Origin of the sequence: Enterobacter sp. 148H3 (genome assembly GCF_034107425.1) — a bacterium.
GTDB lineage: Bacteria > Pseudomonadota > Gammaproteobacteria > Enterobacterales > Enterobacteriaceae > Enterobacter > Enterobacter vonholyi.
Genome location: NZ_JAWNEI010000004.1, coordinates 250,786 through 274,451 on the forward strand (window position 1 = coordinate 250,786; position 23,666 = coordinate 274,451).

Genomic DNA, 23,666 nt, shown 5'->3' on the forward strand with positions numbered 1-23,666 from the left:
CGGGTCCTTCTGATGCAAGGGTTAAATTGTACCGCAAACCTTTTCAATCAATTCCGCCGGGAACTGCATGGACTGCATGATGTGTTCAATCATGCTGCACTTACGGCCCGTATTGGTATTGGTGATCACCCAGTATGGGGTGCCAGGAACATGTTTGGGTTTGGTTTGATTGCCATTTTGCAGCAGCGTTTGCTCGTCGCCCGCGAAATAGACGCGAGTACGACCGTGCAGCGACTCGGTCGCTTCAGCAAACGCTTTGTTATCCAGTGAGTAAAGTGTAGACAGCACCAGCATAAAGCGGTTAACCGCCTTTTTCTGCTCCGCGTATTCATCGGAGAGCAGCAGCTCGCGCATCGCACGCACTTTATCTTTTGCCGGCGTCACGGCAGGTTTTGCTTGTGCAACAACGCTTGGCTGAGACACGACATCTTTGGTGACTGGGGTAGCAGGCTGTGAAGCGGCGGAAATTTTAAGCATGCGCCGTAAAATGTCGGACGCGCTCTCCCCGATATGCCGCGTCTGGCTGGCAATATACTGATAGAGTTCGTCATCAACTTCGATTGTTTTCATCTTAATCCAGTGCGATATCTTATCTGAATACAAGTCATTGGGATTATAGGGTCAAATCCCAACAGCGGATAGCGTCAAACCAGGTTGGCGGCAAAAGTCAGATTAAACTGGAACCTTGCAGCCGGGCGGCAGAATGGTCAACATGATACCCTAACCTGACATACGTAAAAAAAGAACTTTGCCATGAAATTGAATACCCGAGCGCAAACTGCACAATCGCCGAACAATAATTCTCCCATCGTACTGGTTCACGGGCTTTTTGGCAGCCTGGATAACCTGGGCGTGCTGGCGCGCGATCTGGTTACTGACCACGATATTTTACAGGTCGATATGCGCAATCACGGTCTTTCCGGCCGATCCGACGAGATGACCTACGCGGCGATGGCGCAGGATCTGCTGGATACGCTGGATGCCAACGACCTGCAAAAGGTGACCCTCATCGGGCATTCAATGGGTGGCAAAGCGGTGATGGCCCTGACGGCACTGGCCCCGGAGCGTATTAACGGCCTGGTTGTAATTGATGTTGCGCCCGTGGATTACGACGTCCGCCGCCACGACGAAATTTTTGCCGCCATCAATGCGGTCACCGAAGCGGGCGTCGCGACTCGCCAACAGGCGGCTGCCGTCATGCGTGAGCATCTTGATGAAGAAGGCGTCGTCCAGTTCCTGCTGAAGTCGTTTGTTGACGGCCAATGGCGTTTTAACGTGCCGGTGCTCTGGAATCAGTACAATAACATCGTGGGCTGGGAAACCGTCCCCGCCTGGCCACACCCTACCCTCTTTATTCGCGGCGGTAACTCTCCTTACGTTACCGACGCGTACCGCGACACGCTGCTGGCCCAATTCCCGCAGGCTCGCGCCCACGTGATTGCCGGTGCCGGACACTGGGTGCATGCAGAAAAACCCGATGCTGTGCTGCGCGCCATTCGCCGCTATCTCGCTGATACGACAAATTGATTAAAAAGAAAGCGACTGGAAGGCTGCGGGCTTCCAGTCGTTGGCGTGCCGTTTTTGGTGATGTATGATGGCGCGCTTATCGCCCGGGCATTAGCAGGGCGGCGTGTTTCCCCCGAAGTCTCAGAATCATGGCCAAAGAACAAACGGACCGTACGACACTAGATCTGTTCGCGAATGAGCGTCGCCCGGGACGACCGAAGACGAATCCGCTTTCGCGCGATGAACAGCTGCGTATCAATAAACGCAATCAGCTTAAACGCGATAAAAATCGCGGGCTTAAGCGTGTCGAACTGAAGCTTAACGCCGACGCCGTCGATGCGCTGAACGAGCTGGCTGACGCGCGAAATATCAGCCGAAGCGAGCTCATTGAAGAGATGTTAATCGCCCAGCTTGAGGCGTTACGCAGCCAGGCATAAGTCTGAAAATCCCCTTTATTACCCTTTTCATGTAGCACAGAGTGCAGTCCTGCGCGATAGCTGTTTCCGCAGGGTTGCCAGTTCTGCTATTATTGCCCTTATCCGTGGCCGAATTGCGCCACCATACTATTAAGTTTCAAGAGGTTATTTTACTCATGGCAATCATCGGCATTTTCTTTGGCAGTGATACCGGCAATACCGAAAATATCGCAAAAAACATTCAAAAACAGCTCGGTAAAGACGTTGCTGATGTGCATGACATTGCCAAGAGCAGCAAAGAAGATCTGGAAGGCTATGACATTCTGCTGCTGGGTATCCCAACCTGGTACTACGGTGAAGCCCAATGCGACTGGGATGATTTCTTCCCGACGCTGGAAGAAGTGGACTTCAACGGTAAGCTGGTTGCCCTGTTTGGCTGCGGTGACCAGGAAGACTACGCTGAGTATTTCTGTGACGCGCTGGGTACCATCCGCGACATCATTGAGCCGAATGGCGCGGTTATCGTAGGCCACTGGCCGACCGCTGGTTACCACTTCGAAGCGTCTAAAGGCCTGGCCGATGACGATCATTTCGTGGGTCTGGCCATCGACGAAGACCGTCAGCCAGAACTGACCGCCGAGCGCGTTGAGAAGTGGGTGAAGCAGATCCGTGAAGAACTGCACCTTGATGATATTCTGAACGCCTGATTTTATCGCGGCGCAACTGCGGTTGCGCCCATGCCCCAGGTCAAACCGATTAAATTAATCGCTACAATCTTTTAACTTTTTCGCCCAGACCTGTACAATGTCTCCCTGATAAAATGTGGTTTTCCATAGAGCAAGTTTGTTGGTGATACCCCATTTTTATAAGCATATTTTGCCTGAGACTTGCAGTTTTCATTTAGCCATGGCAGTTCTATAATGAGACGCATTATCCCAGGTGCATTTTCTGTCACTTCCTACAGAAGTGAATCGTTTAGCAACAGGACAGATTCCGCATGACTGACAACAATACCGCATTAAAGAAGGCTGGCCTGAAAGTTACGCTTCCTCGGTTAAAAATCCTCGAAGTGCTTCAGGGTCCAGACAATCACCATGTCAGTGCGGAAGACCTTTATAAACGTCTTATCGACATGGGTGAAGAGATTGGGCTGGCTACCGTCTATCGCGTGCTGAACCAGTTTGATGACGCGGGCATTGTCACCCGTCATAATTTCGAAGGCGGTAAATCTGTTTTCGAACTGACCCAGCAGCAGCACCACGATCATCTGATCTGCCTCGACTGCGGCAAGGTCATTGAATTCAGCGATGATTCCATCGAAGCGCGCCAGCGTGAAATCGCCGCGCGTCACGGTATCCGCCTGACCAACCACAGCCTGTATCTTTACGGTCACTGTGCTGAAGGCGACTGCCGCGAAGATGACCACGCGCACGACGCAAAATAATCAAGTGTTCATACTCTGAGCCAGCCGAAAGGTTGGCTTTTTTTTGCCAGAAAAAAGCCCGGTAAGCGCAGCGCCACCGGGCGTAAAGCAACTTATTTATTATTGTTGCGTATCTCGTTCCAGATCTTATCGCAACGCTTGGTCACTTCCTGATCGTTACCGGTTTTACGCGCCTGGATACAGGCCTGGTAATCCATCACGCGGACATTCTCCCGCGTCGCAAACTGCTCATGCGCTTTCTCTTTCTTCAGCACGTTCAAAACGCTCTGACAGGCTTCAATTTTCTCCGGCGATCCTTCTGCTGTATTAATACAGGCGCTATAGGCCTCCTTCAGCCGGGAATCTTCTTTCGGTGCCTCACTCTGAGCACACGCCACCAGCCCTGATGCCAGCAACGCGACGATTACGATTTTTTTCATCATATGCAGTCTCCGGTCCGGCGGGATCTAACCCGCCGGAAGATTCATCAGAAGATAGTGAACGGTGCGATAACCATGAATTTCACGTCACGTTCATCCTGGAAGATGTTGCCGTAACCGCCCGCGTAGCTCGGGATATCGGAGTGGTTGTCATACTGAGTGAAGTGCAGTTTGAACATTGTGCCTTTCGCGCGGCCATCCTGCAGGGTATAGATAGCATCGAGGCTGTAGGAAGACTCTTTCAGGCGATAGTTGGGATCGTAGTATGCGTCCGGAGTTGCCATATCGGCTGGTTTTGCATCCCAGGCGTAAGCGTAAGAAGCGCCCACCGCCCAGCCAGGCAGGTTCCAGTTTTTCAGGTCGTACATTGCGCCGAAGAAGACCGCTTTCTCGCCGTCGGCGTTGAAGTCTGAGCGGTTATCCCACCAGATATCAAGACGACCGTTGGATGAGGCATAGGTCGGGGTCATACGCTGCAGGAAGTAGCCCTGCTGCCCTTCCGCCTTCACCCATGTTCCTTCCAGACGTAAATCAACCTGACCGACCTTATAGCCGAAGGTTAGCGCCTGCAGCCACGCGGTGCCATCATAAATGTCATTGATGCCACCGTTGCTGACTTTGTCGCGCGTACCGTAGAACTGATAGCTGGTACTCAGCGGGCTACCCGCGACATCAAACTTATAGCTGGCCTTGGCAAAGTACTGATCGATATACCCTTGCGCCTGGCCAAATGCTGCTTCGAGAACCAGATCGTTTTTGAAGTCGTATTTCGCCCCCAGCGAGTGGAGATAATCGACTTTGGTTTTCTTATCGTTCTGGTAGAACTTGTCCATCTCGATGTGCCAGGGTGCTTTGTACTCGTTGGTCCACATATAGGAGAAGCTCAACGCACCCGCATCACCGTAGTCAAAGTTCGCCCCGGCTTCCGCACCCTGATAGGTACCCGGCATAAAACTCCAGTGCGGTGCTAACAGGGTCTGGCCAGTTGGCTGAATATAACCACCGCGCGCCCATACCGGACCGTATTTAAATTTTGCAGCGGCTTTGTAAAGGCTGATGCCGCTCTTATCCCCGGACCAGTCTTCTTTATACGCTTTATTGCTGGAGGAGAAGGCAATTTCGTTCGGGTGGGCGCTGTCGCCGTTTTCCGCCATTTCAATCGCGGTAAACGCAGCAATATCCAGACCGAACATATCCGCGGCATAGCCTGACTGGAAGTCCAGGTTGGCGTTCCAGGTGGAATGAGAAAGGTTGGTTTTGTATTTGTCTTCGGTGACGTCTTTACGGTCACGTTCACGCTGCCAGTAATAGATACCGCCCGTGAGGGTAGAATCGTCGATGAAGCCCGCCGCTTTCGCCTCTGGTGTCACCACCAGGCCCGACATTGCTGTCACACCGGCAATAGCCAGCGCCAGCGCACTACGTTTGCCACTGAACGTACGCATAGATTATTCCTCTTTGACGAATTAAAACGCCTGAAACGGCGTAAATAAAAAAGACCAAATGGTCAGGGGTAGTTTTAAATACCCTCGAATTAACTACCGTCGTTAGGTTATTTTTCGCGACGCGAATTATCAATGCTTTTTAGCGGACAAAAGTCAGGATTATGACGAAGTGCACATAATTAGTAGTGCTTTGTAACATTTGCAGGGAGGCGAGGAATGGCGGGGAATTTTCAAGTATTTCAGTGGCTAGACGAGAAACATCTTCCCTTTCTTATAACCTTTTTGTTTTTCCTAATGACACAAACTTTTTTTTTGAAAAATAAGTAGCACCTCATTGACCTGATATTTTTATCACACCTTTTTAGGCCCTGGCTTAATACCCTGATCGTTAAATAAAAAAACGCCGCATAGTGCGGCGTTTGTCTCTCATTGACCAGACCAGCAATATTATTCGCCGATCTTCGTCCAGGTATCACGCAGACCTACGGTACGGTTAAATACCGGTTTTTCTGCCGTGCTGTGACGGCTGTCCAGGCAGAAGTAACCTTCACGTTCGAACTGGAACGCTTTGCCTGCTTCAGCGTTTTTCAGAGAAGGCTCCGCATAACCCTGCTTGATCACCAGAGATTCCGGGTTGATGGTCGCCAGGAAGTCTTCCGCAGCACCAGGGTTAGGCACGCTGAACAGACGATCGTACAGACGAATTTCTACCGGCAGCGCGTGGGATGCGCTCACCCAGTGGATAACGCCTTTCACCTTGCGGCCATCCGCAGGATCTTTGCTCAGCGTTTCAGCATCATAAGAACAGAAGATGGTGGTGATATTCCCTTCTGCATCTTTCTCTACGCGCTCGGCTTTGATGACGTAGGCATTACGCAGACGCACTTCTTTACCCAGCACCAGACGCTTGTACTGTTTGTTGGCTTCTTCGCGGAAGTCAGCGCGGTCAATCCAGATCTCGCCGCTGAACGGCACGTCACGGCTTCCCATTTCCGGTTTGTTCGGATGGTTAGGCATGGCGACCAGCTCGCTTTCACCCTGCGGATAATTTTCGATAACCAGTTTCACCGGATCGATAACCGCCATCGCGCGCGGAGCGTTTTCGTTGAGATCTTCGCGAATGCATGATTCAAGGGACGCCATCTCGATGGTGTTGTCCTGCTTGGTCACGCCGATACGTTTGCAGAACTCACGAATAGAGGCGGCAGTGTAACCACGGCGACGCAGACCAGAAATGGTAGGCATACGTGGATCATCCCAGCCCTCAACGTGCTTGTCGGTCACCAGCAGGTTCAGCTTACGCTTGGACATCACGGTGTATTCCAGGTTCAGGCGAGAGAACTCGTACTGGCGCGGATGCACAGGAATGGTGATGTTATCCAGAACCCAGTCGTACAGACGACGGTTGTCCTGGAACTCCAGCGTACACAGGGAGTGCGTAATGCCTTCCAGCGCATCGCTGATGCAGTGGGTAAAGTCGTACATCGGGTAGATGCACCACTTGTTGCCGGTCTGGTGGTGTTCCGCAAACTTAATGCGGTACAGCACCGGATCGCGCATCACGATGAACGGAGACGCCATGTCGATTTTGGCACGCAGGCACGCTTTGCCTTCTTCGAAGCCACCGGCACGCATTTTTTCAAACAGCGCCAGGTTCTCTTCCACGCTGCGGTCGCGGAACGGGCTGTTTTTGCCCGGTGCGGTCAGCGTACCGCGATACTCACGGATCTCGTCAGCAGACAGCTCGTCGACATACGCCAGACCCTTGTTGATAAGCTCTACCGCATAGGCGTACAGCTGATCAAAATAGTCAGAAGAGTAGCAGATATCGCCAGACCAGTTGAAGCCCAGCCATTGCACGTCGTTCTTAATGGACTCAACGTATTCGATGTCTTCTTTTACTGGGTTGGTGTCATCGAAACGCAGGTTGCACTGTCCCTGGTAGTCTTGCGCAATGCCAAAGTTCAGGCAGATGGACTTCGCATGCCCGATATGCAGGTAGCCGTTCGGCTCCGGCGGAAAGCGGGTATGAATTGTGGTGTGCTTACCACTGGCCAGATCTTCATCGATGATCTGACGAATAAAGTTACTCGGGCGGGCTTCAGCCTCACTCATCGTGGATTCCTCAAAGCGTAAACGACGTATAACGGCATATGATCTTATAAGCCGGACGTAGTGACAACCCTTAAAACGTCTCTGAAGAAAATAATGGGGGCATTTGCTGCAAAAAAAAGCGGCGGAGGATCTCCCCCGCCGCTTAAGGCATGACTCTACTCAGGAGCGATTACTTGCCTTTAATCTCGTACAGCGGTGTTTGACCCGCAACAACCTGACCTTTCGCCTGAATGACCAGGCCGCTGAAGTCGTCGATGTTGCTGCAAACGACCGGACTTATCATGGAGCGCGCGTTGGCGTTCAGGAAGTCCAGATCCATTTCCAGAATCGGCTGCCCAGCCACCACTTCAGCGCCCTCTTCCACCAGACGAGTAAAGCCCTGGCCGTTCAGCGCAACGGTATCGATACCCATATGGACAACGATCTCCGCGCCATTTTCGGTTTCGAGGCAGAACGCATGGTTGGTGTTGAAGATTTTCACGATGGTACCGGCAGCCGGAGACACAACGGTTTTGTCCGTTGGTTTCACCGCCACACCGTCACCGACCGCTTTGCTGGCGAAGGCTTCGTCAGGCACCTGCTCAATCGCAACGACTTCACCGGTTACCGGTGAAACCAGCGCGGCTATCGTTTTGGCGTTGGGTACCGCCTGCGGTTTTGCAGCCGCTGGCGCGGCGGCAGGTGCGACAGAAGCTTCTGCTGCGGCTACCGGGCCGGTAGTTTTCATGGCATTAGCAATTTTCTCTGCCACAAAGCCAACGATAATCTGCACGCTGGTTTTGTTCAGGCGGATAACACCGGACGCGCCCAGACGTTTGGCCAGCGCTTCGTTCACCAGGGAAGAGTCTTTGACGTTCAGACGCAGGCGAGTGATACAGGCATCGATACCGGTCAGGTTGTCAGAACCGCCTACTGCGGCGATGTACTGACGCGCCAGACCTGAAACGTCCTGGTCCTGAGCACCGCTCACGTTCACATCCTGACCATCCGCTTCGCTACCGGCCACGGCCAGTTCACGACCCGGTGTCATGAGGTTAAATTTGGTGATAGTGAAACGGAACACTACGTAGTAGATCGCGAAGAACACCAGACCTTGCGGGATCAGCATCCACCAGTGGGTCGCCAGCGGGTTACGGGACGAAAGCACCATATCCACCAGACCGGCGCTGAAGCCGAAACCGGCAATCCACTGCATGCTGGCAGCGATGAACACGGAGATACCGGTCAGCACGGCGTGGATCACATACAGAACCGGCGCCACGAACATGAAGGAGAACTCCAGCGGCTCGGTGATACCGGTGAAGAAGGCCGCGAACGCGCCCGCCATCATGATACCCAGCACTTTCGCTTTGTTCTCTGGACGCGCGCAGTGGTAGATAGCCAGCGCAGCACCCGGCAGACCAAACATCATGATCGGGAAGAAGCCCGCCTGGTAACGACCGGTGATACCGACAACCGCTTTACCTGCTTCGATGGACTGTGCGCCACCCAGGAAGTTAGGGATATCGTTAATACCGGCAACGTCGAACCAGAACACGGAGTTCAGCGCGTGGTGCAGACCAACCGGGATCAGCAGACGGTTGAAGAACGCGTACACGCCCGCACCGACAGAACCCAGTTTCTGGATGTGCTCACCGAAGTTCACCAGACCGTCGAAAATCATCGGCCAGACGTACATCATGATGAACGCGACAACGATCATCACAAACGAGGTCAGGATAGGGACCAGACGGCGGCCGCTAAAGAAGGAGAGCGCTTTTGGCAGCTCTACGCTGCTGAAGCGGTTATACAGTTCGGCAGAGATGATACCCACAAGGATACCGACAAACTGGTTGCTGATCTTACCGAATGCCGCCGGAACCTGGTCCGCCGGAATTTTTTGGATCATGGCCACTGCTGCAGGTGAGCAGAGAGTGGTTAAGACGAGGAAACCGACAAAACCGGTCAGCGCAGCGGCACCGTCTTTGTCTTTGGACATACCGTAAGCCACACCAATCGCGAACAACACGGACATATTGTCGATAATGGCGGAACCTGACTTGATAAAGAACGCCGCCAGCGCGCTGGTATTACCCCAGCCGTTGGGGTCGATCCAGTAGCCGACACCCATCAGGATGGCTGCGGCAGGCAGCGTGGCGACCGGCACCATAAGTGCGCGGCCAACCTTTTGTAAATAACCTAGAATACTCACTTTCTTCCCCCTATGAGACCCCGTTTAAGGCATGTTCTCAGCTCTGTTTTTTATTGTGTCACGAACTATAGATACAGTTGATGCTTCACTGGCATTGTGAGTGTGTGAAAAATTAATTCGTATCGCAAATTAAACGCGTACTTTTTGTGATTTTTGTCACCAAATATCGTTATTAACCCTCCCTTACACTGGCTAACAGTGAAAACTTATTTTATCATTCAAAAAATCAAGACGGATTGATCCGGCCTGAAAGTTTCCAGGTTACGCTTAAGTATCAGGTTCCGATAGCTATCCGCCCACTCTTCTACTTTAACTCTTGAGGTGAACAATGAGACTGATTCCCCTGGCAACTGCTGAACAAGTTGGTAAATGGGCCGCTCGCCATATCGTTAACCGTATCAACGCCTTTAAACCAACTGCCGATCGTCCTTTCGTTCTTGGACTTCCGACAGGCGGCACACCGCTGACTGCCTACAAGGCGCTGGTTGAGATGCATAAAGCAGGCCAGGTTAGCTTCAAGCATGTTGTGACATTCAACATGGATGAATACGTTGGCTTACCGAAAGATCACCCGGAAAGCTACCATAGCTTTATGCACCGTAATTTCTTTGATCACGTTGATATTCCAGCTGAAAATATTAACCTGCTGAATGGAAACGCGCCTGATATTGACGCAGAATGCCGTCAGTATGAAGAAAAAATCCGTTCTTACGGTAAGATCCACCTGTTTATGGGTGGTGTAGGTAATGATGGTCACATCGCGTTTAACGAACCGGCGTCATCTCTGGCTTCCCGCACCCGTATTAAAACGCTGACCCATGACACGCGCGTGGCAAACTCCCGCTTCTTTGACGGCGATGTTAACCAGGTTCCAAAATACGCCCTGACCGTAGGCGTAGGCACCCTGCTGGATGCTGAAGAAGTGATGATTCTGGTGCTGGGCAGCGTGAAAGCCCAGGCGCTCCAGGCTGCCGTTGAAGGCAACGTAAACCATATGTGGACCATAAGCTGCCTGCAGCTGCATCCGAAATCAGTCATCGTCTGCGACGAGCCGTCCACGATGGAGCTGAAGGTTAAAACGCTGAAGTACTTCAACGAGTTAGAAGCTGAGAACATCAAAGGTCTGTAATTGAATAACCGCCTCTTCATCAAGAGGCGGCCGCTTTTTTTAACCGGGGGTCGTTATGTACGCTTTAACCCACGGTCGGATTTATACCGGCCATGAAATTCTGGATGACCATGCGATTGTTATCGCTGATGGCCTGATTGAACGTGTTTGCCCGCTGGCAGAACTGCCGCCGGAGATTGAACAGCGCTCACTCAATGGAGCAGTAATCTCCCCCGGTTTCATCGACGTGCAGCTCAACGGCTGCGGCGGTGTGCAATTCAATGACACCGCGGATGCGGTGACGGTAGAAACGCTGGAGATCATGCAGAAAGCCAACGAGAAATCGGGCTGCACCAGCTATCTGCCAACGCTCATCACCAGCAGTGATGACCTTATGAAGCAGGGTATCCGCGTGATGCGAGAATACCTGGCCAAACATCCTAACCAGGCGCTGGGTCTGCACCTTGAAGGGCCATGGCTGAATATGGTCAAGAAAGGAACGCATAACCCGGACTACGTGCGTAAACCTGATGCAGAGCTGGTTGACTACATGTGTGCCAACGCCGATGTGATCACCAAAGTGACGCTGGCGCCTGAAATGACGGGTACGGATGTCATCAGCAAGCTGGCCGCCGCCGGGATTATCGTTTCAGCAGGCCACTCAAACGCAACGCTGAAAGAAGCGAAAGCCGGTTTCCGCGCGGGAATTACTTTCGCAACTCACCTTTACAACGCCATGCCGTATATCACAGGCCGTGAACCGGGTCTGGTCGGGGCGATTCTGGATGAGCCAGACGTCTACTGCGGCATTATTGCTGACGGCTTACACGTCGATTACACCAACATTCGCAACGCTAAGCGGCTGAAAGGTGACAAGCTTTGTCTGGTGACGGATGCCACCGCACCGGCAGGTGCAAATATTGAGCAGTTCATTTTTGCCGGTAAAACAATATACTACCGCAATGGACTGTGTGTGGATGAAAACGGTACGCTGAGCGGTTCCTCTTTGACCATGATTGAAGGGGTGCGTAACCTGGTAGAACATTGCGGGATTGCGCTTGATGAAGTCCTGCGCATGGCAACCCTGTATCCGGCTCGCGCAATGGGCGTGGATAAACAGCTCGGCGGAATTGCACCAGGTATGGTTGCAAACCTGACGGCATTCACACACGATTATAAAATTATTAAGACCATCGTTAATGGTAACGAGGTCGTCACTGAGTAAGTAAAAGTATGACACCTGGCGGACAAGCTCAAATCGGTAATGTCGATCTCGTTAAACAACTTAACAGTGCGGCGGTATACCGCCTGATTGACCAGCACGGCCCCATCTCGCGGATTCAGATAGCCGAACAAAGCCAGCTTGCTCCCGCCAGCGTGACAAAAATTACCCGCCAGCTCATTGAGCGCGGTCTGATCAAAGAAGTCGATCAGCAGGCCTCCACCGGGGGCCGCCGCGCCATCTCTATTATTACCGAAACCCGCAATTTTCAGGCAATTGGCGTCCGTCTGGGGCGCCATGATACCACCCTCACGCTGTACGATCTGAGCAGTAAAGCCATTGCGGAAGAACACTACCCTCTTCCGGAACGCACCCAGGAGACGCTGGAACATGCGCTGCTCAATACCATCGCGCAGTTTATTGAAAGCTGTCAGCGCAAGATCCGCGAACTCATTGCCATCTCCGTGATCCTGCCCGGTCTGGTCGACCCGGAAAGCGGCGTGATCCGCTATATGCCGCACATTCAGGTTGAAAACTGGGGGCTGGTCGACGCGCTGGAAAAGCGTTTTAAAGTGACCTGCTTTGTGGGTCACGACATCCGCTCTCTGGCGCTGGCGGAGCACTACTTTGGTGCGAGCCAGGACTGTGAAGACTCTATTCTGGTGCGCGTCCACCGCGGTACGGGTGCAGGCATTATCTCTAACGGCCGGATTTTTATTGGGCGCAACGGTAACGTCGGAGAGATCGGCCACATTCAGGTTGAACCTCTCGGGGAGCGCTGCCACTGCGGCAACTTTGGCTGCCTTGAAACCATCGCCGCCAACACGGCCATCGAGCAGCGCGTTCGCCATCTGCTTGAACAGGGTTATCAAAGCCGCGTCACGCTGGACGACTGCAAGATAGGCACCATCTGCAAAGCCGCTAATAAAGGCGACGCGCTGGCCTGCGAAGTGATCGAGCAGGTTGGACGTCATCTGGGGAAAACCATCGCCATTGCCATTAACCTGTTTAACCCACAAAAAGTGGTGATCGCCGGTGAAATTGTGGAAGCGGAAAAGGTTCTGCTCCCTGCGATTGAAGGCTGTATTAACACCCAGGCGCTGAAAGCATTCCGCCAGAATCTTCCGGTGGTTCGTTCAAAGCTTGACCATCGCTCGGCGATTGGCGCGTTCGCGTTGGTCAAACGCGCCATGCTCAACGGAATTCTGCTCCAGCATTTGCTGGAAAGCTGATCGAACCTTATAGTAACGCCTTCTTTTTTTGATGTCGGAATATCCATGACCATTAAGAACGTAATTTGTGATATCGACGGCGTGCTGATGCACGACAACGTTGCCGTGCCGGGTGCTGCGGAGTTTCTTCACCGCATCATCGACAAAGGAATGCCACTGGTTCTGCTCACGAACTACCCTTCTCAAACCGGTCAGGATCTGGCAAACCGCTTTGCCACCGCAGGCGTCGACGTCCCGGACAGCGTGTTTTATACCTCGGCGATGGCCACGGCGGATTTTCTGAAGCGTCAGGAAGGAAAGAAAGCCTACGTGGTGGGTGAAGGTGCGCTGATACACGAGCTCTACAAAGCGGGCTTTACCATCACTGACGTGAACCCGGACTTTGTGATTGTAGGCGAGACGCGTTCCTTTAACTGGGAGATGATGCATAAAGCAGCATACTTTGTCGCCAGCGGTGCGCGCTTTATCGCCACCAACCCGGATACGCATGGCCGTGGTTTTTATCCGGCCTGCGGCGCGCTCTGCGCCGGTATCGAGAAAATCTCAGGTCGTCAGCCGTTCGTGGTCGGTAAACCGAGCCCGTGGATTATTCGTGCCGCGCTCAACAAGATGCAGGCCCACTCTGAAGAAACCGTTATTGTCGGCGACAACCTGCGCACCGATATTCTGGCCGGTTTCCAGGCGGGTCTGGAGACGATTCTGGTCCTGTCCGGCGTCTCTCAACTTGATGACATTGATTCGATGCCGTTCCGGCCGAGCTGGATTTACCCCTCCGTCGATGAAATTGACATCATCTGATACCGAACCACGCCTCAGGGCGTGGTTTTTCATTTATGGCCTACACAAATAAAACTCCATCTAACAAAAAGCACATTTCATTGCATAATCATCAATAAAAGAACTCATGGCGTACTCTTTTTTCACTATTCTGCAATCACTATTGCACTATTTCCGTTTTCACCCGTAAAACGCTTGCGCGCCCTGCCCCTTTGCGGCATTTTCATAAGCAAGCAACATTACAAAGCAACAGGGTTAACGGAGAAGGTTATGTGTTCAATTTTTGGCGTACTGGATATTAAAACTGACGCGGGCGAACTGCGTAAAAAGGCACTCGAACTGTCCCGCCTGATGCGCCATCGCGGCCCGGACTGGTCAGGCGTTTACGCCAGTGACAAAGCAATTCTGGCTCACGAACGTCTGTCTATTGTTGACGTCAACGCCGGTGCACAGCCGCTGTATAACGAGAAAAAAACGCACGCGCTGGCTGTCAACGGTGAGATCTATAACCACCAGGCACTGCGCGCCGAATACGGCGACCGCTACGCATTCCAGACCGGCTCTGACTGTGAAGTGATCCTGGCGCTGTATCAGGAGAAAGGTCCCGAGTTCCTGGACGACCTGCAGGGCATGTTTGCCTTTGCCCTGTACGACAGCGAAAAAGACGCTTACCTGATTGGCCGTGACCATATCGGTATTATCCCGCTGTACATGGGTCACGATGAGCACGGCAACTTCTACGTTGCCTCTGAAATGAAAGCCCTGGTACCGGTCTGCCGCACCATTAAAGAGTTCCCGGCAGGCAGCTATCTGTGGAGCAAAGACGGCGAGATCCGTCAGTATTACCAGCGTGACTGGTTCGACTACGACGCGGTAAAAGACAACGTCACGGACAAAGCCGAGCTGCGTCAGGCCCTGGAAGATTCCGTGAAAAGCCACCTGATGTCAGACGTACCTTACGGCGTGCTGCTCTCAGGCGGCCTGGACTCCTCCGTGATCTCGGCAATCACCAAGAAATTTGCGGCTCGTCGCGTGGAGGATCAGGAGCGCTCAGAAGCCTGGTGGCCACAGCTGCACTCTTTTGCCGTGGGCCTGGAAGGTGCTCCTGACCTTAAAGCAGCGCAGGAAGTGGCAAACCACCTCGGCACCGTGCACCACGAAATTCATTTCACCGTGCAGGAAGGTCTGGATGCGATCCGCGATGTGATCTATCACATTGAAACCTATGACGTGACCACCATCCGCGCCTCAACGCCGATGTACCTGATGTCGCGTAAGATCAAGGCGATGGGCATCAAGATGGTGCTCTCCGGTGAAGGTTCTGACGAAGTGTTTGGCGGCTACCTGTACTTCCACAAAGCGCCAAACGCTAAAGAGCTGCATGAAGAGACCGTGCGTAAGCTGCAGGCGTTGCACATGTTCGACTGCGCGCGTGCCAACAAAGCAATGTCGGCGTGGGGCGTAGAAGCACGCGTGCCGTTCCTGGATAAGAAATTCCTCGACGTGGCAATGCGCATCAACCCGCAGGACAAGATGTGCGGCAACGGCAAAATGGAAAAACATATCCTGCGCGAATGTTTTGAATCCTACCTGCCGGCGAGCGTCGCATGGCGTCAGAAAGAGCAGTTCTCCGATGGTGTAGGCTATAGCTGGATCGACACCCTGAAAGAGGTCGCGGCGAAACAGGTTTCTGATCAACAGCTGGAAACCGCAAGCTTCCGCTTCCCGTACAACACGCCGGGCTCGAAAGAAGCGTATCTCTACCGTGAAATTTTTGAAGAATTGTTCCCGGTGCCGAGTGCTGCGGAGTGCGTACCGGGTGGCCCTTCCGTCGCCTGCTCTTCTGCCAAAGCGATTGAATGGGATGAATCGTTCAAATCCATGAACGATCCATCAGGACGCGCGGTAGGCGTTCACCAGTCAGCCTACAAATAATCACCTAGATCGCAATCAGGCCCCTCAGGGGCCTGTTTTTTTTGCCTCACATTTCACCGCCTAAATCTGATTAATAACCAATAATTGCCGAATATTCGGTCACGCTGTTCGCAACCTAACCAAACAGTCACATTCCGGCTATTTTCGTTGAAAAAGGTGTTGACGCTGCAAGGGTCTATACGCATAATGCGCCCCGCAACGCCGATAAGGTAACGCGAAAAAAAAGATGGCTACGTAGCTCAGTTGGTTAGAGCACATCACTCATAATGATGGGGTCACAGGTTCGAATCCCGTCGTAGCCACCATCTTTTTTGCGGGAGTGGCGAAATTGGTAGACGCACCAGATTTAGGTTCTGGCGCCGCAAGGTGTGCGAGTTCAAGTCTCGCCTCCCGCACCATTCCCGGGTAAGCGTTGCACGGATGGGGTATCGCCAAGCGGTAAGGCACCGGTTTTTGATACCGGCATTCCCTGGTTCGAATCCAGGTACCCCAGCCATCGAAGATTGCAGTACTGGCTACGTAGCTCAGTTGGTTAGAGCACATCACTCATAATGATGGGGTCACAGGTTCGAATCCCGTCGTAGCCACCAAATTAAGATTGTCGATTTTTCGGTAATCAAAACAAATTGTTGGGGTATCGCCAAGCGGTAAGGCACCGGATTCTGATTCCGGCATTCCGAGGTTCGAATCCTCGTACCCCAGCCAATTTAAAAAGTCGTTAAGCAGTTTGTTTAACGCAATTGGGGTGTCGCCAAGCGGTAAGGCTCTGGTTTCTGATACCAGCATTCCGGGGTTCGAATCCCTGCACCCCAGCCACTTAAGTAACAAAAAAGCCCGCTCTGCGGGCTTTTTTGTTTTTGTTGTTCAGAATCGAGTAGCCTGATGCCCTCTCCCACGGGGAGAGGGCATCAATATTAAAGTCCCAGGGCGTATTTCAGCGCCTGACGCTTCAGACCACCGGCACGCTCCGCTGCCATCAATCCAAGATTACGCAGAATGCGCACCGGGGCTAAATCATTGCTGAACCCGGCATAGAACAGATCCATCCCCGACTGCATGATAAAGTTATCCGCCATGCGTCGCGTCTGATAACGCTTCAGGACCTGATGGCTGGCCCAGTTTTCCGCGTGTCCGCGGGCACTGCCCAGCACATCCAGTAACGCATCGACATCACGATACCCCAGGTTGACACCCTGCCCGGCCAGCGGATGAATGGTGTGTGCCGCATCGCCCACCAGCGCCAGCCCTTCACGGGCATACTGCAAAGCGTGACGTCGCGTGAGGGGGAACGCCCCGGCAGCGACCGGCGTGACGTTGCCCAGACGGCTCGGGAAGTGCAGGCGGATTTCCCGCTGCAATTGCTCCATTGAAAGCCCCTGCAGCTGGCGAATGCGCGCCGGTTTGTCGTACCACACCAGCGATCCCCAGTTATCGAACAGCGGTAAAAAGGCGTGCGGGCCATTCGGGGTAAAGTGCTGCCAGGTACTCTCGCCCGGTGCATTCTCGCACTCGACGGTAATCAGCATGCAGGACTGCTCATACTGCCAGGCATGAATCCCAATTCCCGCCATCTGTCTAACCTGCGAGTTAGCACCGTCCGCCCCAATGACCAGCTTCACGGCCAGCTCATCGCCGTTGTCGAGCGTCAGTAAATACCCACTCTCGTGAGGATGCAGCGCCTTAAGCGACGCAGGCACGCGCAGCGTCACCTGCGGATGCGCCTCCAGCGACTGCCAGAGCGCCCGCTGGAGCACGTTGTTTTCCACCATATAGCCCAGGCGCGGCAGCTTCAGCTCAGCGGCATCAAACGCGACGTGGGCATTTTCCCACTCCCAGGTTTCAAGACGGCTATAGGGGTGCGCGCGCATTTCCAGCACCGCCTCCCAGACGCCCAGCCCGCGCAGCAGATCGACCGACGCCGCGCTGATCGCGGATATGCGCACATCCGGTTTGCTGGCGGGATCGAAGGCCGGCGGAGCAGCCTGTTCAATTATCGTTACCTCAAATCCCTGCTTCGCCAGCCCCAGCGCCAGCGCGCCGCCGACCATACCGCCGCCGACAACGGCAACTTCGGTGTGTAGGAGTGTCATGGTCAATTTTCCTTATTGGAGAATCCCTTAAGTTTACCGGATTTTTGCGGTCCTGAGACACACAACCTTCATACTGGTCACAACCCCACCAAAGCATTACAATACGCGGCTTGCAATCCTGAGCTGAGCAAGTCGATGACTAAAAAACTCCATATAAAAACCTGGGGCTGTCAGATGAACGAATACGATTCATCCAAGATGGCCGATCTGCTGGATACCACCCACGGATACCAGCTGACTGAAAATGCGAAAGAAGCGGACGTGCTGCTGCTGAACACCTGTTCGATTCGTGAAAAAGCGCAGGAAAAAGTCTTTCACGTATTAGGGCGCTGGAAACTTCTCAAACGAAAAAATCCGGACCTGATCATCGGGGTGGGCGGCTGCGTCGCGTCGCAGGAAGGCAAGCTGATCCGCCAGAGAGCCCCGTATGTGGATATTGTCTTTGGTCCTCAGACCCTGCACCGCCTGCCGGAGATGATCAATCAGGTTCGCGGCAACCGTAGCCCGGTCGTTGACGTCAGCTTCCCGGAAATCGAAAAATTCGACCGTCTGCCAGAGCCGCGAGCCGATGGCCCAACCGCCTTCGTCTCCATCATGGAGGGCTGCAACAAATACTGCACGTACTGCGTGGTGCCTTACACCCGTGGTGAAGAAGTCAGCCGTCCGGCAGACGATATTCTGTTTGAAATCGCACAGCTTGCCGCGCAGGGCGTTCGCGAAGTTAACCTGCTGGGCCAGAACGTTAACGCCTGGCGCGGGGAAAACTACGACGGTACCACCGGCAGCTTTGCTGAGCTGCTGCGCCTGGTGGCCGCGATTGACGGCATCGACCGCATTCGCTTTACCACCAGCCATCCGATGGAGTTTACCGATGACATCATTGACGTCTATCGCGATACGCCAGAGCTGGTGAGCTTCCTGCACCTGCCGATTCAGTGCGGCTCTGACCGCGTGCTGAACCTGATGGGCCGCCCGCATACGGTGCTGGAATATAAGTCCACCATTCGCAAGCTGCGTGAAGCGCGTCCGGATATCCAGATTAGCTCTGACTTTATCGTCGGCTTCCCTGGCGAAACCGCTGATGACTTCGAGCGCACCATGAAGCTCATCGGCGAAGTGAATTTTGACGTCAGCTACAGCTTCATCTTCTCTGCGCGTCCCGGGACACCGGCGGCCGATATGGTTGACGATGTGCCGGAAGAAGAGAAAAAGCAGCGTCTGTATATTCTGCAGGAGCGTATTAACCAGCAGGCCAACGCCTGGAGCCGCCGCATGCTCGGCACCGTTCAGCGCATTCTGGTGGAAGGCACTTCCCGTAAGAGCATTATGGAGCTGTCCGGTCGTACTGAAAACAACCGCGTGGTGAACTTTGAAGGCACTCCGGATATGATCGGTAAATTCGTGGACGTCGAAATTATCGAAGTGCTGACCAACTCGCTGCGCGCGAAAGTGGTCCGCACCGAGGACGAAATGGGCCTGCGTATTGCCGAGTCACCGGAATCCGTCATCTCTCGTACTCGCAAAGAAAACGATTCTGGCGTTGGGATTTACCAGCCATAATCCTTCTGGCCTGCCCTTCCGGCAGGCCTTGTATTTCCTCTCATCGTCCCCAATATCTTCCGCAACGCTTGCGCCTTTATTCTGTGGCGTGAATAATTTCGGTAATGACCGTTTTATTGCGCCGTGTGGCAGCGGGTCAGTTAACCAATCAAAGAGGAACAGTTTGAACATAGATACGCGTGAAATTAGCCTTGAGCCAGCAGACAACGCTCGCCTGCTGAGCCTGTGCGGGCCGTTTGATGACAACATCAAACAACTGGAGCGACGTCTGGGTATCGAAATCAATCGTCGCGATAATCATTTCAAACTTACCGGACGCCCTATCTGCGTCAATGCCGCTGCGGACATTCTGCGTAGCCTGTATGTCGATACCTCCCCGATGCGCGGCGAAATTCAAGATATCGAACCGGAACAAATTCACCTCGCTATTAAAGAGGCGCGCGTGCTTGAGCAAAGCGCGGAAAGCGTGCCGGACTACGGTAAGGCAATTAATATCAAGACGAAACGTGGCGTCATTAAGCCGCGTACGCCAAACCAGGCACAGTACATCGCCAATATCCTCGACCACGACATCACCTTCGGGGTGGGTCCGGCGGGCACGGGTAAAACCTATCTGGCCGTTGCCGCGGCGGTCGATGCGCTGGAACGCCAGGAGATCCGTCGAATTCTGCTGACCCGTCCGGCCGTTGAAGCGGGCGAAAAGCTGGGCTTCCTGCCGGGCGATCTGAGCCAGAAGGTCGACCCGTATCTGCGTCCTTTATACGATGCGCTGTTCGAAATGCTGGGCTTTGAGAAGGTCGAGAAGCTGATTGAGCGTAACGTTATCGAAGTTGCCCCGCTCGCCTACATGCGCGGCCGTACGCTGAACGATGCGTTCATCATTCTCGATGAGAGCCAGAACACCACCATCGAACAGATGAAGATGTTCCTGACGCGTATCGGCTTTAACTCGAAAGCGGTCATCACCGGCGACGTCACCCAGATCGACCTGCCGCGCAGCACCAAATCCGGCCTGCGCCACGCCATCGAGGTGCTGGCCGAGGTCGACGAAATCAGCTTTAACTTCTTCCACAGTGAAGACGTGGTACGCCACCCGGTGGTCGCGCGTATCGTAAACGCCTATGAAGCCTGGGAAGAGGCGGATCAGAAGCGTAAGGCCGAACTGGCCGCAGAACGTAAGCGCGAAGCGCAGGAGCAAGAACAGAAATGAGTCAGGTGATCCTCGATTTACAGCTGGCCTGTGAAGACAATTCCGGCATGCCAGATGAGGCACAGTTTCAGAAATGGCTGGATGCCGTTATTCCTCAGTTTCAGGAAGAATCAGAAGTTACGATTCGCCTGGTGGATGAAGCAGAAAGCCATGAGCTTAACCTGACCTATCGCGGGAAAGATAAGCCGACCAACGTGCTCTCTTTCCCGTTCGAAGCGCCGCCGGGCATTGAGATGCCGCTGCTGGGCGATCTGATCATCTGCCGTCAGGTGGTTGAACAGGAAGCCAAAGAGCAGCAAAAGCCACTTGAGTCCCACTGGGCGCATATGGTTGTACACGGCAGCCTGCATCTGCTCGGCTACGATCACATTGAAGATGACGAAGCGGAAGAGATGGAGTCCCTCGAGACAGAGATAATGCTTGCTCTGGGCTATGAGGATCCGTACATTGCCGAGAAAGAATAGTCCGTCACCTGACTGACTCCCCTGCCGCCACGAAAGGATATCGCGTGGCGGTAAACGTTGAACTAACAAGAGAACCCTTAACAAACGCCATGAGCGACGACAATTCACACAGTAGCGACACGACAACCAGTAAAAAGGGATTTTTCTCCCTCATTCTGAACCAGCTTTTCCACGGCGAACCCAAAAACCGTGATGAACTGCTGGAGCTGATTCGTGATTCCGGGCAGAACGACCTTATCGATGAAGATACGCGCGAAATGCTCGAAGGGGTTATGGACATCGCCGACCAGCGCGTTCGCGATATCATGATCCCCCGCTCGCAGATGATCACCCTGAAACGTAACCAGACCCTGGACGAGTGCCTCGATGTGATCATCGAATCCGCCCACTCGCGTTTCCCGGTCATCAGCGAAGATAAAGATCACATCGAAGGGATTTTGATGGCGAAAGATCTGCTGCCGTTTATGCGCAGCGATGCCGAAGCCTTCAGCATGGAAAAAGTGTTACGCCAGGCCGTGGTTGTGCCGGAAAGTAAACGTGTGGATCGGATGCTGAAAGAGTTTCGCTCTCAGCGTTACCACATGGCGATTGTTATTGATGAATTTGGTGGCGTCTCCGGTCTGGTCACGATCGAGGATATTCTTGAGCTGATCGTGGGCGAAATCGAAGACGAGTACGACGAAGAAGAGGATATCGACTTCCGTCAGCTCAGCCGCCACACCTGGACCGTGCGCGCGCTGGCCTCCATTGAGGACTTCAACGACGCCTTCGGGACCCACTTCAGCGATGAAGAGGTCGATACCATTGGCGGGCTGGTGATGCAGGCCTTTGGTCATCTCCCGGCGCGCGGTGAGACCGTTGACATCGACGGTTACCAGTTCAAAGTAGCCATGGCCGACAGCCGACGTATTATACAGGTTCACGTCAGAACGCCGGACGACTCACCGGTGCCAAAACTGGAAGATTAATGTAAATGGCATTTGCCCCATTGCTTGAACGCCAGCGCGTCCGTTTGCTGCTGGCGCTGTTACTCGGAGCCAGCGGTACGCTGGCTTTTTCTCCTTACGACATCTGGCCTGCGGCCATACTCTCCCTGATGGGGCTTCAGGGTCTGACCCTGCATCGTCGTCCGGTACAGGCTGCCGCTATTGGCTACTTCTGGGGACTGGGGCTGTTTGGCTCAGGTATTAACTGGGTCTACGTCAGCATCGCCCAGTTTGGCGGTATGCCGGGCCCGGTTAACGTCTTCCTGGTGGTACTGCTCGCCGCGTATCTCTCGCTCTATACCGGTCTGTTCGCCGGCATCCTTTCTCGCCTGTGGCCCAAAACCAGCTGGCTGCGCGTCGCCATTGCCGCACCGGTGGTCTGGCAAATCACGGAATTCCTGCGCGGCTGGGTGCTGACCGGCTTCCCGTGGCTGCAGTTCGGCTACAGTCAGATTGACGGCCCGCTTAAAGGCCTGGCGCCGGTAATGGGCGTTGAGGCCATCAACTTCCTGCTGATGGTGGTGAGCGGCCTGCTGGTCCTGACGCTGGTCACGCGCGGCTGGAAGCCGCTGGTTATGGCGCTGGTGCTGTTCGCCCTTCCCTTCCCGCTGCGCTATATCCAGTGGTTCACGCCTGAGCCCGCGCGCGCCATGCAGGTTTCCATGGTGCAGGGGAATATCCCGCAGTCCATGAAGTGGGACGAGAAAGAGCTGCTGAACACGCTGAAGATCTACGCCAACGCCACCGAAGAGGTGATGGGTAAATCGCAGCTGATTATCTGGCCGGAGTCTGCCATTCCCGATCTGGAAATCAATCAGCAGCCGTTCCTCAACATGATGAACGACCTGCTGCTCTCTCGTGGCAGCACGCTAATCACCGGGATTGTCGATGCGCGTCTGAATCAGCAGAACCGCTACGACACCTACAACACCATCATTACGCTCGGAAAAGACAGCGAATACAGCTACCACTCCAGTGACCGGTACAACAAGAACCATCTGGTGCCGTTCGGTGAATTTGTCCCGCTGGAGTCGATTCTGCGCCCGCTGGCCCCGTTCTTCGACCTGCCGATGTCCTCCTTCAGCCGCGGCCCGTACGTACAGCCTCAGCTGCACGCGCACGGCGCAGCCCTGACGGCGGCTATCTGCTACGAAATCATCCTCGGCGAGCAGGTGCGCGATAACTTCCGCCCTGATACAGACTATCTGCTGACCATCTCCAACGATGCCTGGTTTGGTAAGTCTATCGGCCCGTGGCAGCACTTCCAGATGGCACGTATGCGCTCTCTGGAGCTGGCGCGTCCGCTGCTGCGCAGCACCAACAACGGCATCACCGCTGTGATTGGTCCGCAGGGTGAAATCCAGGCGATGATCCCGCAGTTTACCCGAGAGGTGCTGACCACGAATGTCACGCCAACCACAGGCCTGACGCCATATGCGCGCACCGGCAACTGGCCGCTGTGGATCCTGACCGCGCTATTCGGCTTTGGCGCGGTGCTGATGAGCCTGCGCCAGCGTCGTAAATAACCTTCCCTTCTGTTGCCGGG

The 23,666-nt window shown here is 53.9% G+C and carries 20 protein-coding genes and 6 tRNA genes; 20 read left to right on the forward strand and 6 right to left on the reverse strand.

Features of this window, described 5'->3' with window-relative positions:
- Positions 1 to 21 precede the first annotated feature (21 nt).
- Positions 22 to 570 (reverse strand): replication initiation negative regulator SeqA, encoded by a 549-nt coding sequence (seqA, locus tag USH94_RS07845; protein WP_008501070.1) that lies wholly within the window; start codon positions 568 to 570, stop codon positions 22 to 24.
- A gap of 183 nt (positions 571 to 753) precedes the next feature.
- Here seqA and ybfF point away from each other — a divergent pair, with 183 nt between their 5' ends.
- The 4 genes from ybfF (at position 754) to fur (ending at position 3,366) form a co-directional block, all read left to right on the forward strand.
- The gene (gene ybfF, locus USH94_RS07850; RefSeq protein WP_111964380.1) at positions 754 to 1,527 is read left to right on the forward strand and encodes an esterase; all 774 of its coding nucleotides are present in this window, start codon (positions 754 to 756) and stop codon (positions 1,525 to 1,527) included.
- A gap of 128 nt (positions 1,528 to 1,655) precedes the next feature.
- Positions 1,656 to 1,943: a LexA regulated protein gene (ybfE, locus tag USH94_RS07855; RefSeq protein WP_111964381.1), complete on the forward strand. Its 288-nt coding sequence runs from the start codon at positions 1,656 to 1,658 to the stop codon at positions 1,941 to 1,943.
- A 155-nt stretch (positions 1,944 to 2,098) separates the two neighbouring features.
- Positions 2,099 to 2,629, forward strand: a complete 531-nt coding sequence (gene fldA / locus USH94_RS07860; protein WP_008501067.1) for a flavodoxin FldA — start codon at positions 2,099 to 2,101, stop codon at positions 2,627 to 2,629.
- Between the two features lie 290 nt (positions 2,630 to 2,919).
- A complete protein-coding gene (gene fur / locus USH94_RS07865; protein ID WP_014169146.1) occupies positions 2,920 to 3,366 on the forward strand; it encodes a ferric iron uptake transcriptional regulator in 447 nt (148 codons plus the stop codon).
- Between the two features lie 92 nt (positions 3,367 to 3,458).
- Here fur and chiQ read toward each other — a convergent pair whose 3' ends face one another.
- From chiQ to nagE, 4 genes are all read right to left on the reverse strand, one after another.
- Positions 3,459 to 3,785: a ChiQ/YbfN family lipoprotein gene (chiQ, locus tag USH94_RS07870; RefSeq protein ID WP_111964473.1), complete on the reverse strand. Its 327-nt coding sequence runs from the start codon at positions 3,783 to 3,785 to the stop codon at positions 3,459 to 3,461.
- 47 nt (positions 3,786 to 3,832) lie between these two features.
- Positions 3,833 to 5,230: a chitoporin ChiP gene (chiP, locus tag USH94_RS07875; protein WP_111964382.1), complete on the reverse strand. Its 1,398-nt coding sequence runs from the start codon at positions 5,228 to 5,230 to the stop codon at positions 3,833 to 3,835.
- A gap of 447 nt (positions 5,231 to 5,677) precedes the next feature.
- Positions 5,678 to 7,345, reverse strand: coding sequence for a glutamine--tRNA ligase (glnS, locus tag USH94_RS07880; RefSeq protein ID WP_111964383.1), 1,668 nt, complete (start codon positions 7,343 to 7,345; stop codon positions 5,678 to 5,680).
- 169 nt (positions 7,346 to 7,514) lie between these two features.
- The gene (gene nagE, locus USH94_RS07885) at positions 7,515 to 9,536 is read right to left on the reverse strand and encodes an N-acetylglucosamine-specific PTS transporter subunit IIBC (protein ID WP_111964384.1); all 2,022 of its coding nucleotides are present in this window, start codon (positions 9,534 to 9,536) and stop codon (positions 7,515 to 7,517) included.
- 328 nt (positions 9,537 to 9,864) lie between these two features.
- On the opposite strand from nagE, the gene nagB reads away from it, so the two are divergent.
- The 11 genes from nagB to USH94_RS07940 all read left to right on the forward strand — a co-directional run bounded on the left by nagB (position 9,865) and on the right by USH94_RS07940 (position 16,626).
- Complete coding sequence (gene nagB / locus USH94_RS07890) at positions 9,865 to 10,665, forward strand: glucosamine-6-phosphate deaminase (RefSeq protein WP_013097568.1); 801 nt, start codon at positions 9,865 to 9,867, stop codon at positions 10,663 to 10,665.
- 55 nt (positions 10,666 to 10,720) lie between these two features.
- Positions 10,721 to 11,869 carry an N-acetylglucosamine-6-phosphate deacetylase gene (gene nagA, locus USH94_RS07895; protein WP_111964385.1) on the forward strand — a complete coding sequence of 383 codons (1,149 nt, stop codon included), beginning with the start codon at positions 10,721 to 10,723 and terminating at the stop codon, positions 11,867 to 11,869.
- Positions 11,870 to 11,877: 8 nt separating this feature from the next.
- Positions 11,878 to 13,098 carry a DNA-binding transcriptional regulator NagC gene (gene nagC, locus USH94_RS07900; RefSeq protein WP_021242995.1) on the forward strand — a complete coding sequence of 407 codons (1,221 nt, stop codon included), beginning with the start codon at positions 11,878 to 11,880 and terminating at the stop codon, positions 13,096 to 13,098.
- Positions 13,099 to 13,143: 45 nt separating this feature from the next.
- Positions 13,144 to 13,896, forward strand: coding sequence for a ribonucleotide monophosphatase NagD (gene nagD, locus USH94_RS07905; protein ID WP_023310763.1), 753 nt, complete (start codon positions 13,144 to 13,146; stop codon positions 13,894 to 13,896).
- A 249-nt stretch (positions 13,897 to 14,145) separates the two neighbouring features.
- Positions 14,146 to 15,810, forward strand: a complete 1,665-nt coding sequence (gene asnB, locus USH94_RS07910) for an asparagine synthase B (RefSeq protein ID WP_010428626.1) — start codon at positions 14,146 to 14,148, stop codon at positions 15,808 to 15,810.
- A gap of 228 nt (positions 15,811 to 16,038) precedes the next feature.
- Positions 16,039 to 16,115: transfer RNA gene (locus USH94_RS07915), tRNA-Met, on the forward strand.
- Positions 16,116 to 16,123: 8 nt separating this feature from the next.
- Positions 16,124 to 16,208, forward strand: a tRNA-Leu gene (locus tag USH94_RS07920).
- 23 nt (positions 16,209 to 16,231) lie between these two features.
- Positions 16,232 to 16,306: transfer RNA gene (locus USH94_RS07925), tRNA-Gln, on the forward strand.
- Between the two features lie 17 nt (positions 16,307 to 16,323).
- Positions 16,324 to 16,400, forward strand: a tRNA-Met gene (locus USH94_RS07930).
- 40 nt (positions 16,401 to 16,440) lie between these two features.
- A tRNA-Gln gene (locus tag USH94_RS07935) sits at positions 16,441 to 16,515 on the forward strand.
- A gap of 36 nt (positions 16,516 to 16,551) precedes the next feature.
- Positions 16,552 to 16,626: transfer RNA gene (locus USH94_RS07940), tRNA-Gln, on the forward strand.
- A gap of 98 nt (positions 16,627 to 16,724) precedes the next feature.
- Here the strand turns inward: USH94_RS07940 and ubiF are convergent.
- Complete coding sequence (ubiF, locus tag USH94_RS07945; RefSeq protein WP_111964386.1) at positions 16,725 to 17,900, reverse strand: 3-demethoxyubiquinol 3-hydroxylase; 1,176 nt, start codon at positions 17,898 to 17,900, stop codon at positions 16,725 to 16,727.
- A 135-nt stretch (positions 17,901 to 18,035) separates the two neighbouring features.
- Between ubiF and miaB the strand changes: the two genes are divergently transcribed.
- From miaB to lnt, 5 genes are all read left to right on the forward strand, one after another.
- Positions 18,036 to 19,460 (forward strand): tRNA (N6-isopentenyl adenosine(37)-C2)-methylthiotransferase MiaB, encoded by a 1,425-nt coding sequence (gene miaB, locus USH94_RS07950; RefSeq protein ID WP_111964387.1) that lies wholly within the window; start codon positions 18,036 to 18,038, stop codon positions 19,458 to 19,460.
- 163 nt (positions 19,461 to 19,623) lie between these two features.
- Positions 19,624 to 20,670 carry a PhoH family protein gene (locus USH94_RS07955; protein ID WP_008501053.1) on the forward strand — a complete coding sequence of 349 codons (1,047 nt, stop codon included), beginning with the start codon at positions 19,624 to 19,626 and terminating at the stop codon, positions 20,668 to 20,670.
- Positions 20,667 to 21,134: an rRNA maturation RNase YbeY gene (gene ybeY / locus USH94_RS07960; protein WP_111964388.1), complete on the forward strand. Its 468-nt coding sequence runs from the start codon at positions 20,667 to 20,669 to the stop codon at positions 21,132 to 21,134. The genes USH94_RS07955 and ybeY overlap by 4 nt, the downstream gene beginning before the upstream one ends.
- A gap of 89 nt (positions 21,135 to 21,223) precedes the next feature.
- Positions 21,224 to 22,102: a CNNM family magnesium/cobalt transport protein CorC gene (gene corC / locus USH94_RS07965; protein WP_021242574.1), complete on the forward strand. Its 879-nt coding sequence runs from the start codon at positions 21,224 to 21,226 to the stop codon at positions 22,100 to 22,102.
- A gap of 5 nt (positions 22,103 to 22,107) precedes the next feature.
- Positions 22,108 to 23,646, forward strand: coding sequence for an apolipoprotein N-acyltransferase (gene lnt / locus USH94_RS07970; RefSeq protein ID WP_111964389.1), 1,539 nt, complete (start codon positions 22,108 to 22,110; stop codon positions 23,644 to 23,646).
- Positions 23,647 to 23,666: the final 20 nt, after the last annotated feature.

Coding starts and splice junctions, on each gene's coding strand:
- nagB (WP_013097568.1), top strand. CDS start 9,865: ATGAGACTGATTCCCCTGGCAACTGCTGAACAAGTTGGTAAATGGGCC.
- lnt (WP_111964389.1), top strand. CDS start 22,108: ATGGCATTTGCCCCATTGCTTGAACGCCAGCGCGTCCGTTTGCTGCTG.
- miaB (WP_111964387.1), top strand. CDS start 18,036: ATGACTAAAAAACTCCATATAAAAACCTGGGGCTGTCAGATGAACGAA.
- nagA (WP_111964385.1), top strand. CDS start 10,721: ATGTACGCTTTAACCCACGGTCGGATTTATACCGGCCATGAAATTCTG.
- fldA (WP_008501067.1), top strand. CDS start 2,099: ATGGCAATCATCGGCATTTTCTTTGGCAGTGATACCGGCAATACCGAA.
- fur (WP_014169146.1), top strand. CDS start 2,920: ATGACTGACAACAATACCGCATTAAAGAAGGCTGGCCTGAAAGTTACG.
- asnB (WP_010428626.1), top strand. CDS start 14,146: ATGTGTTCAATTTTTGGCGTACTGGATATTAAAACTGACGCGGGCGAA.
- chiP (WP_111964382.1), bottom strand. CDS start 5,230: ATGCGTACGTTCAGTGGCAAACGTAGTGCGCTGGCGCTGGCTATTGCC.
- chiQ (WP_111964473.1), bottom strand. CDS start 3,785: ATGAAAAAAATCGTAATCGTCGCGTTGCTGGCATCAGGGCTGGTGGCG.
- corC (WP_021242574.1), top strand. CDS start 21,224: ATGAGCGACGACAATTCACACAGTAGCGACACGACAACCAGTAAAAAG.
- ubiF (WP_111964386.1), bottom strand. CDS start 17,900: ATGACACTCCTACACACCGAAGTTGCCGTTGTCGGCGGCGGTATGGTC.
- nagC (WP_021242995.1), top strand. CDS start 11,878: ATGACACCTGGCGGACAAGCTCAAATCGGTAATGTCGATCTCGTTAAA.
- glnS (WP_111964383.1), bottom strand. CDS start 7,345: ATGAGTGAGGCTGAAGCCCGCCCGAGTAACTTTATTCGTCAGATCATC.
- nagD (WP_023310763.1), top strand. CDS start 13,144: ATGACCATTAAGAACGTAATTTGTGATATCGACGGCGTGCTGATGCAC.
- ybfF (WP_111964380.1), top strand. CDS start 754: ATGAAATTGAATACCCGAGCGCAAACTGCACAATCGCCGAACAATAAT.
- ybeY (WP_111964388.1), top strand. CDS start 20,667: ATGAGTCAGGTGATCCTCGATTTACAGCTGGCCTGTGAAGACAATTCC.
- seqA (WP_008501070.1), bottom strand. CDS start 570: ATGAAAACAATCGAAGTTGATGACGAACTCTATCAGTATATTGCCAGC.
- ybfE (WP_111964381.1), top strand. CDS start 1,656: ATGGCCAAAGAACAAACGGACCGTACGACACTAGATCTGTTCGCGAAT.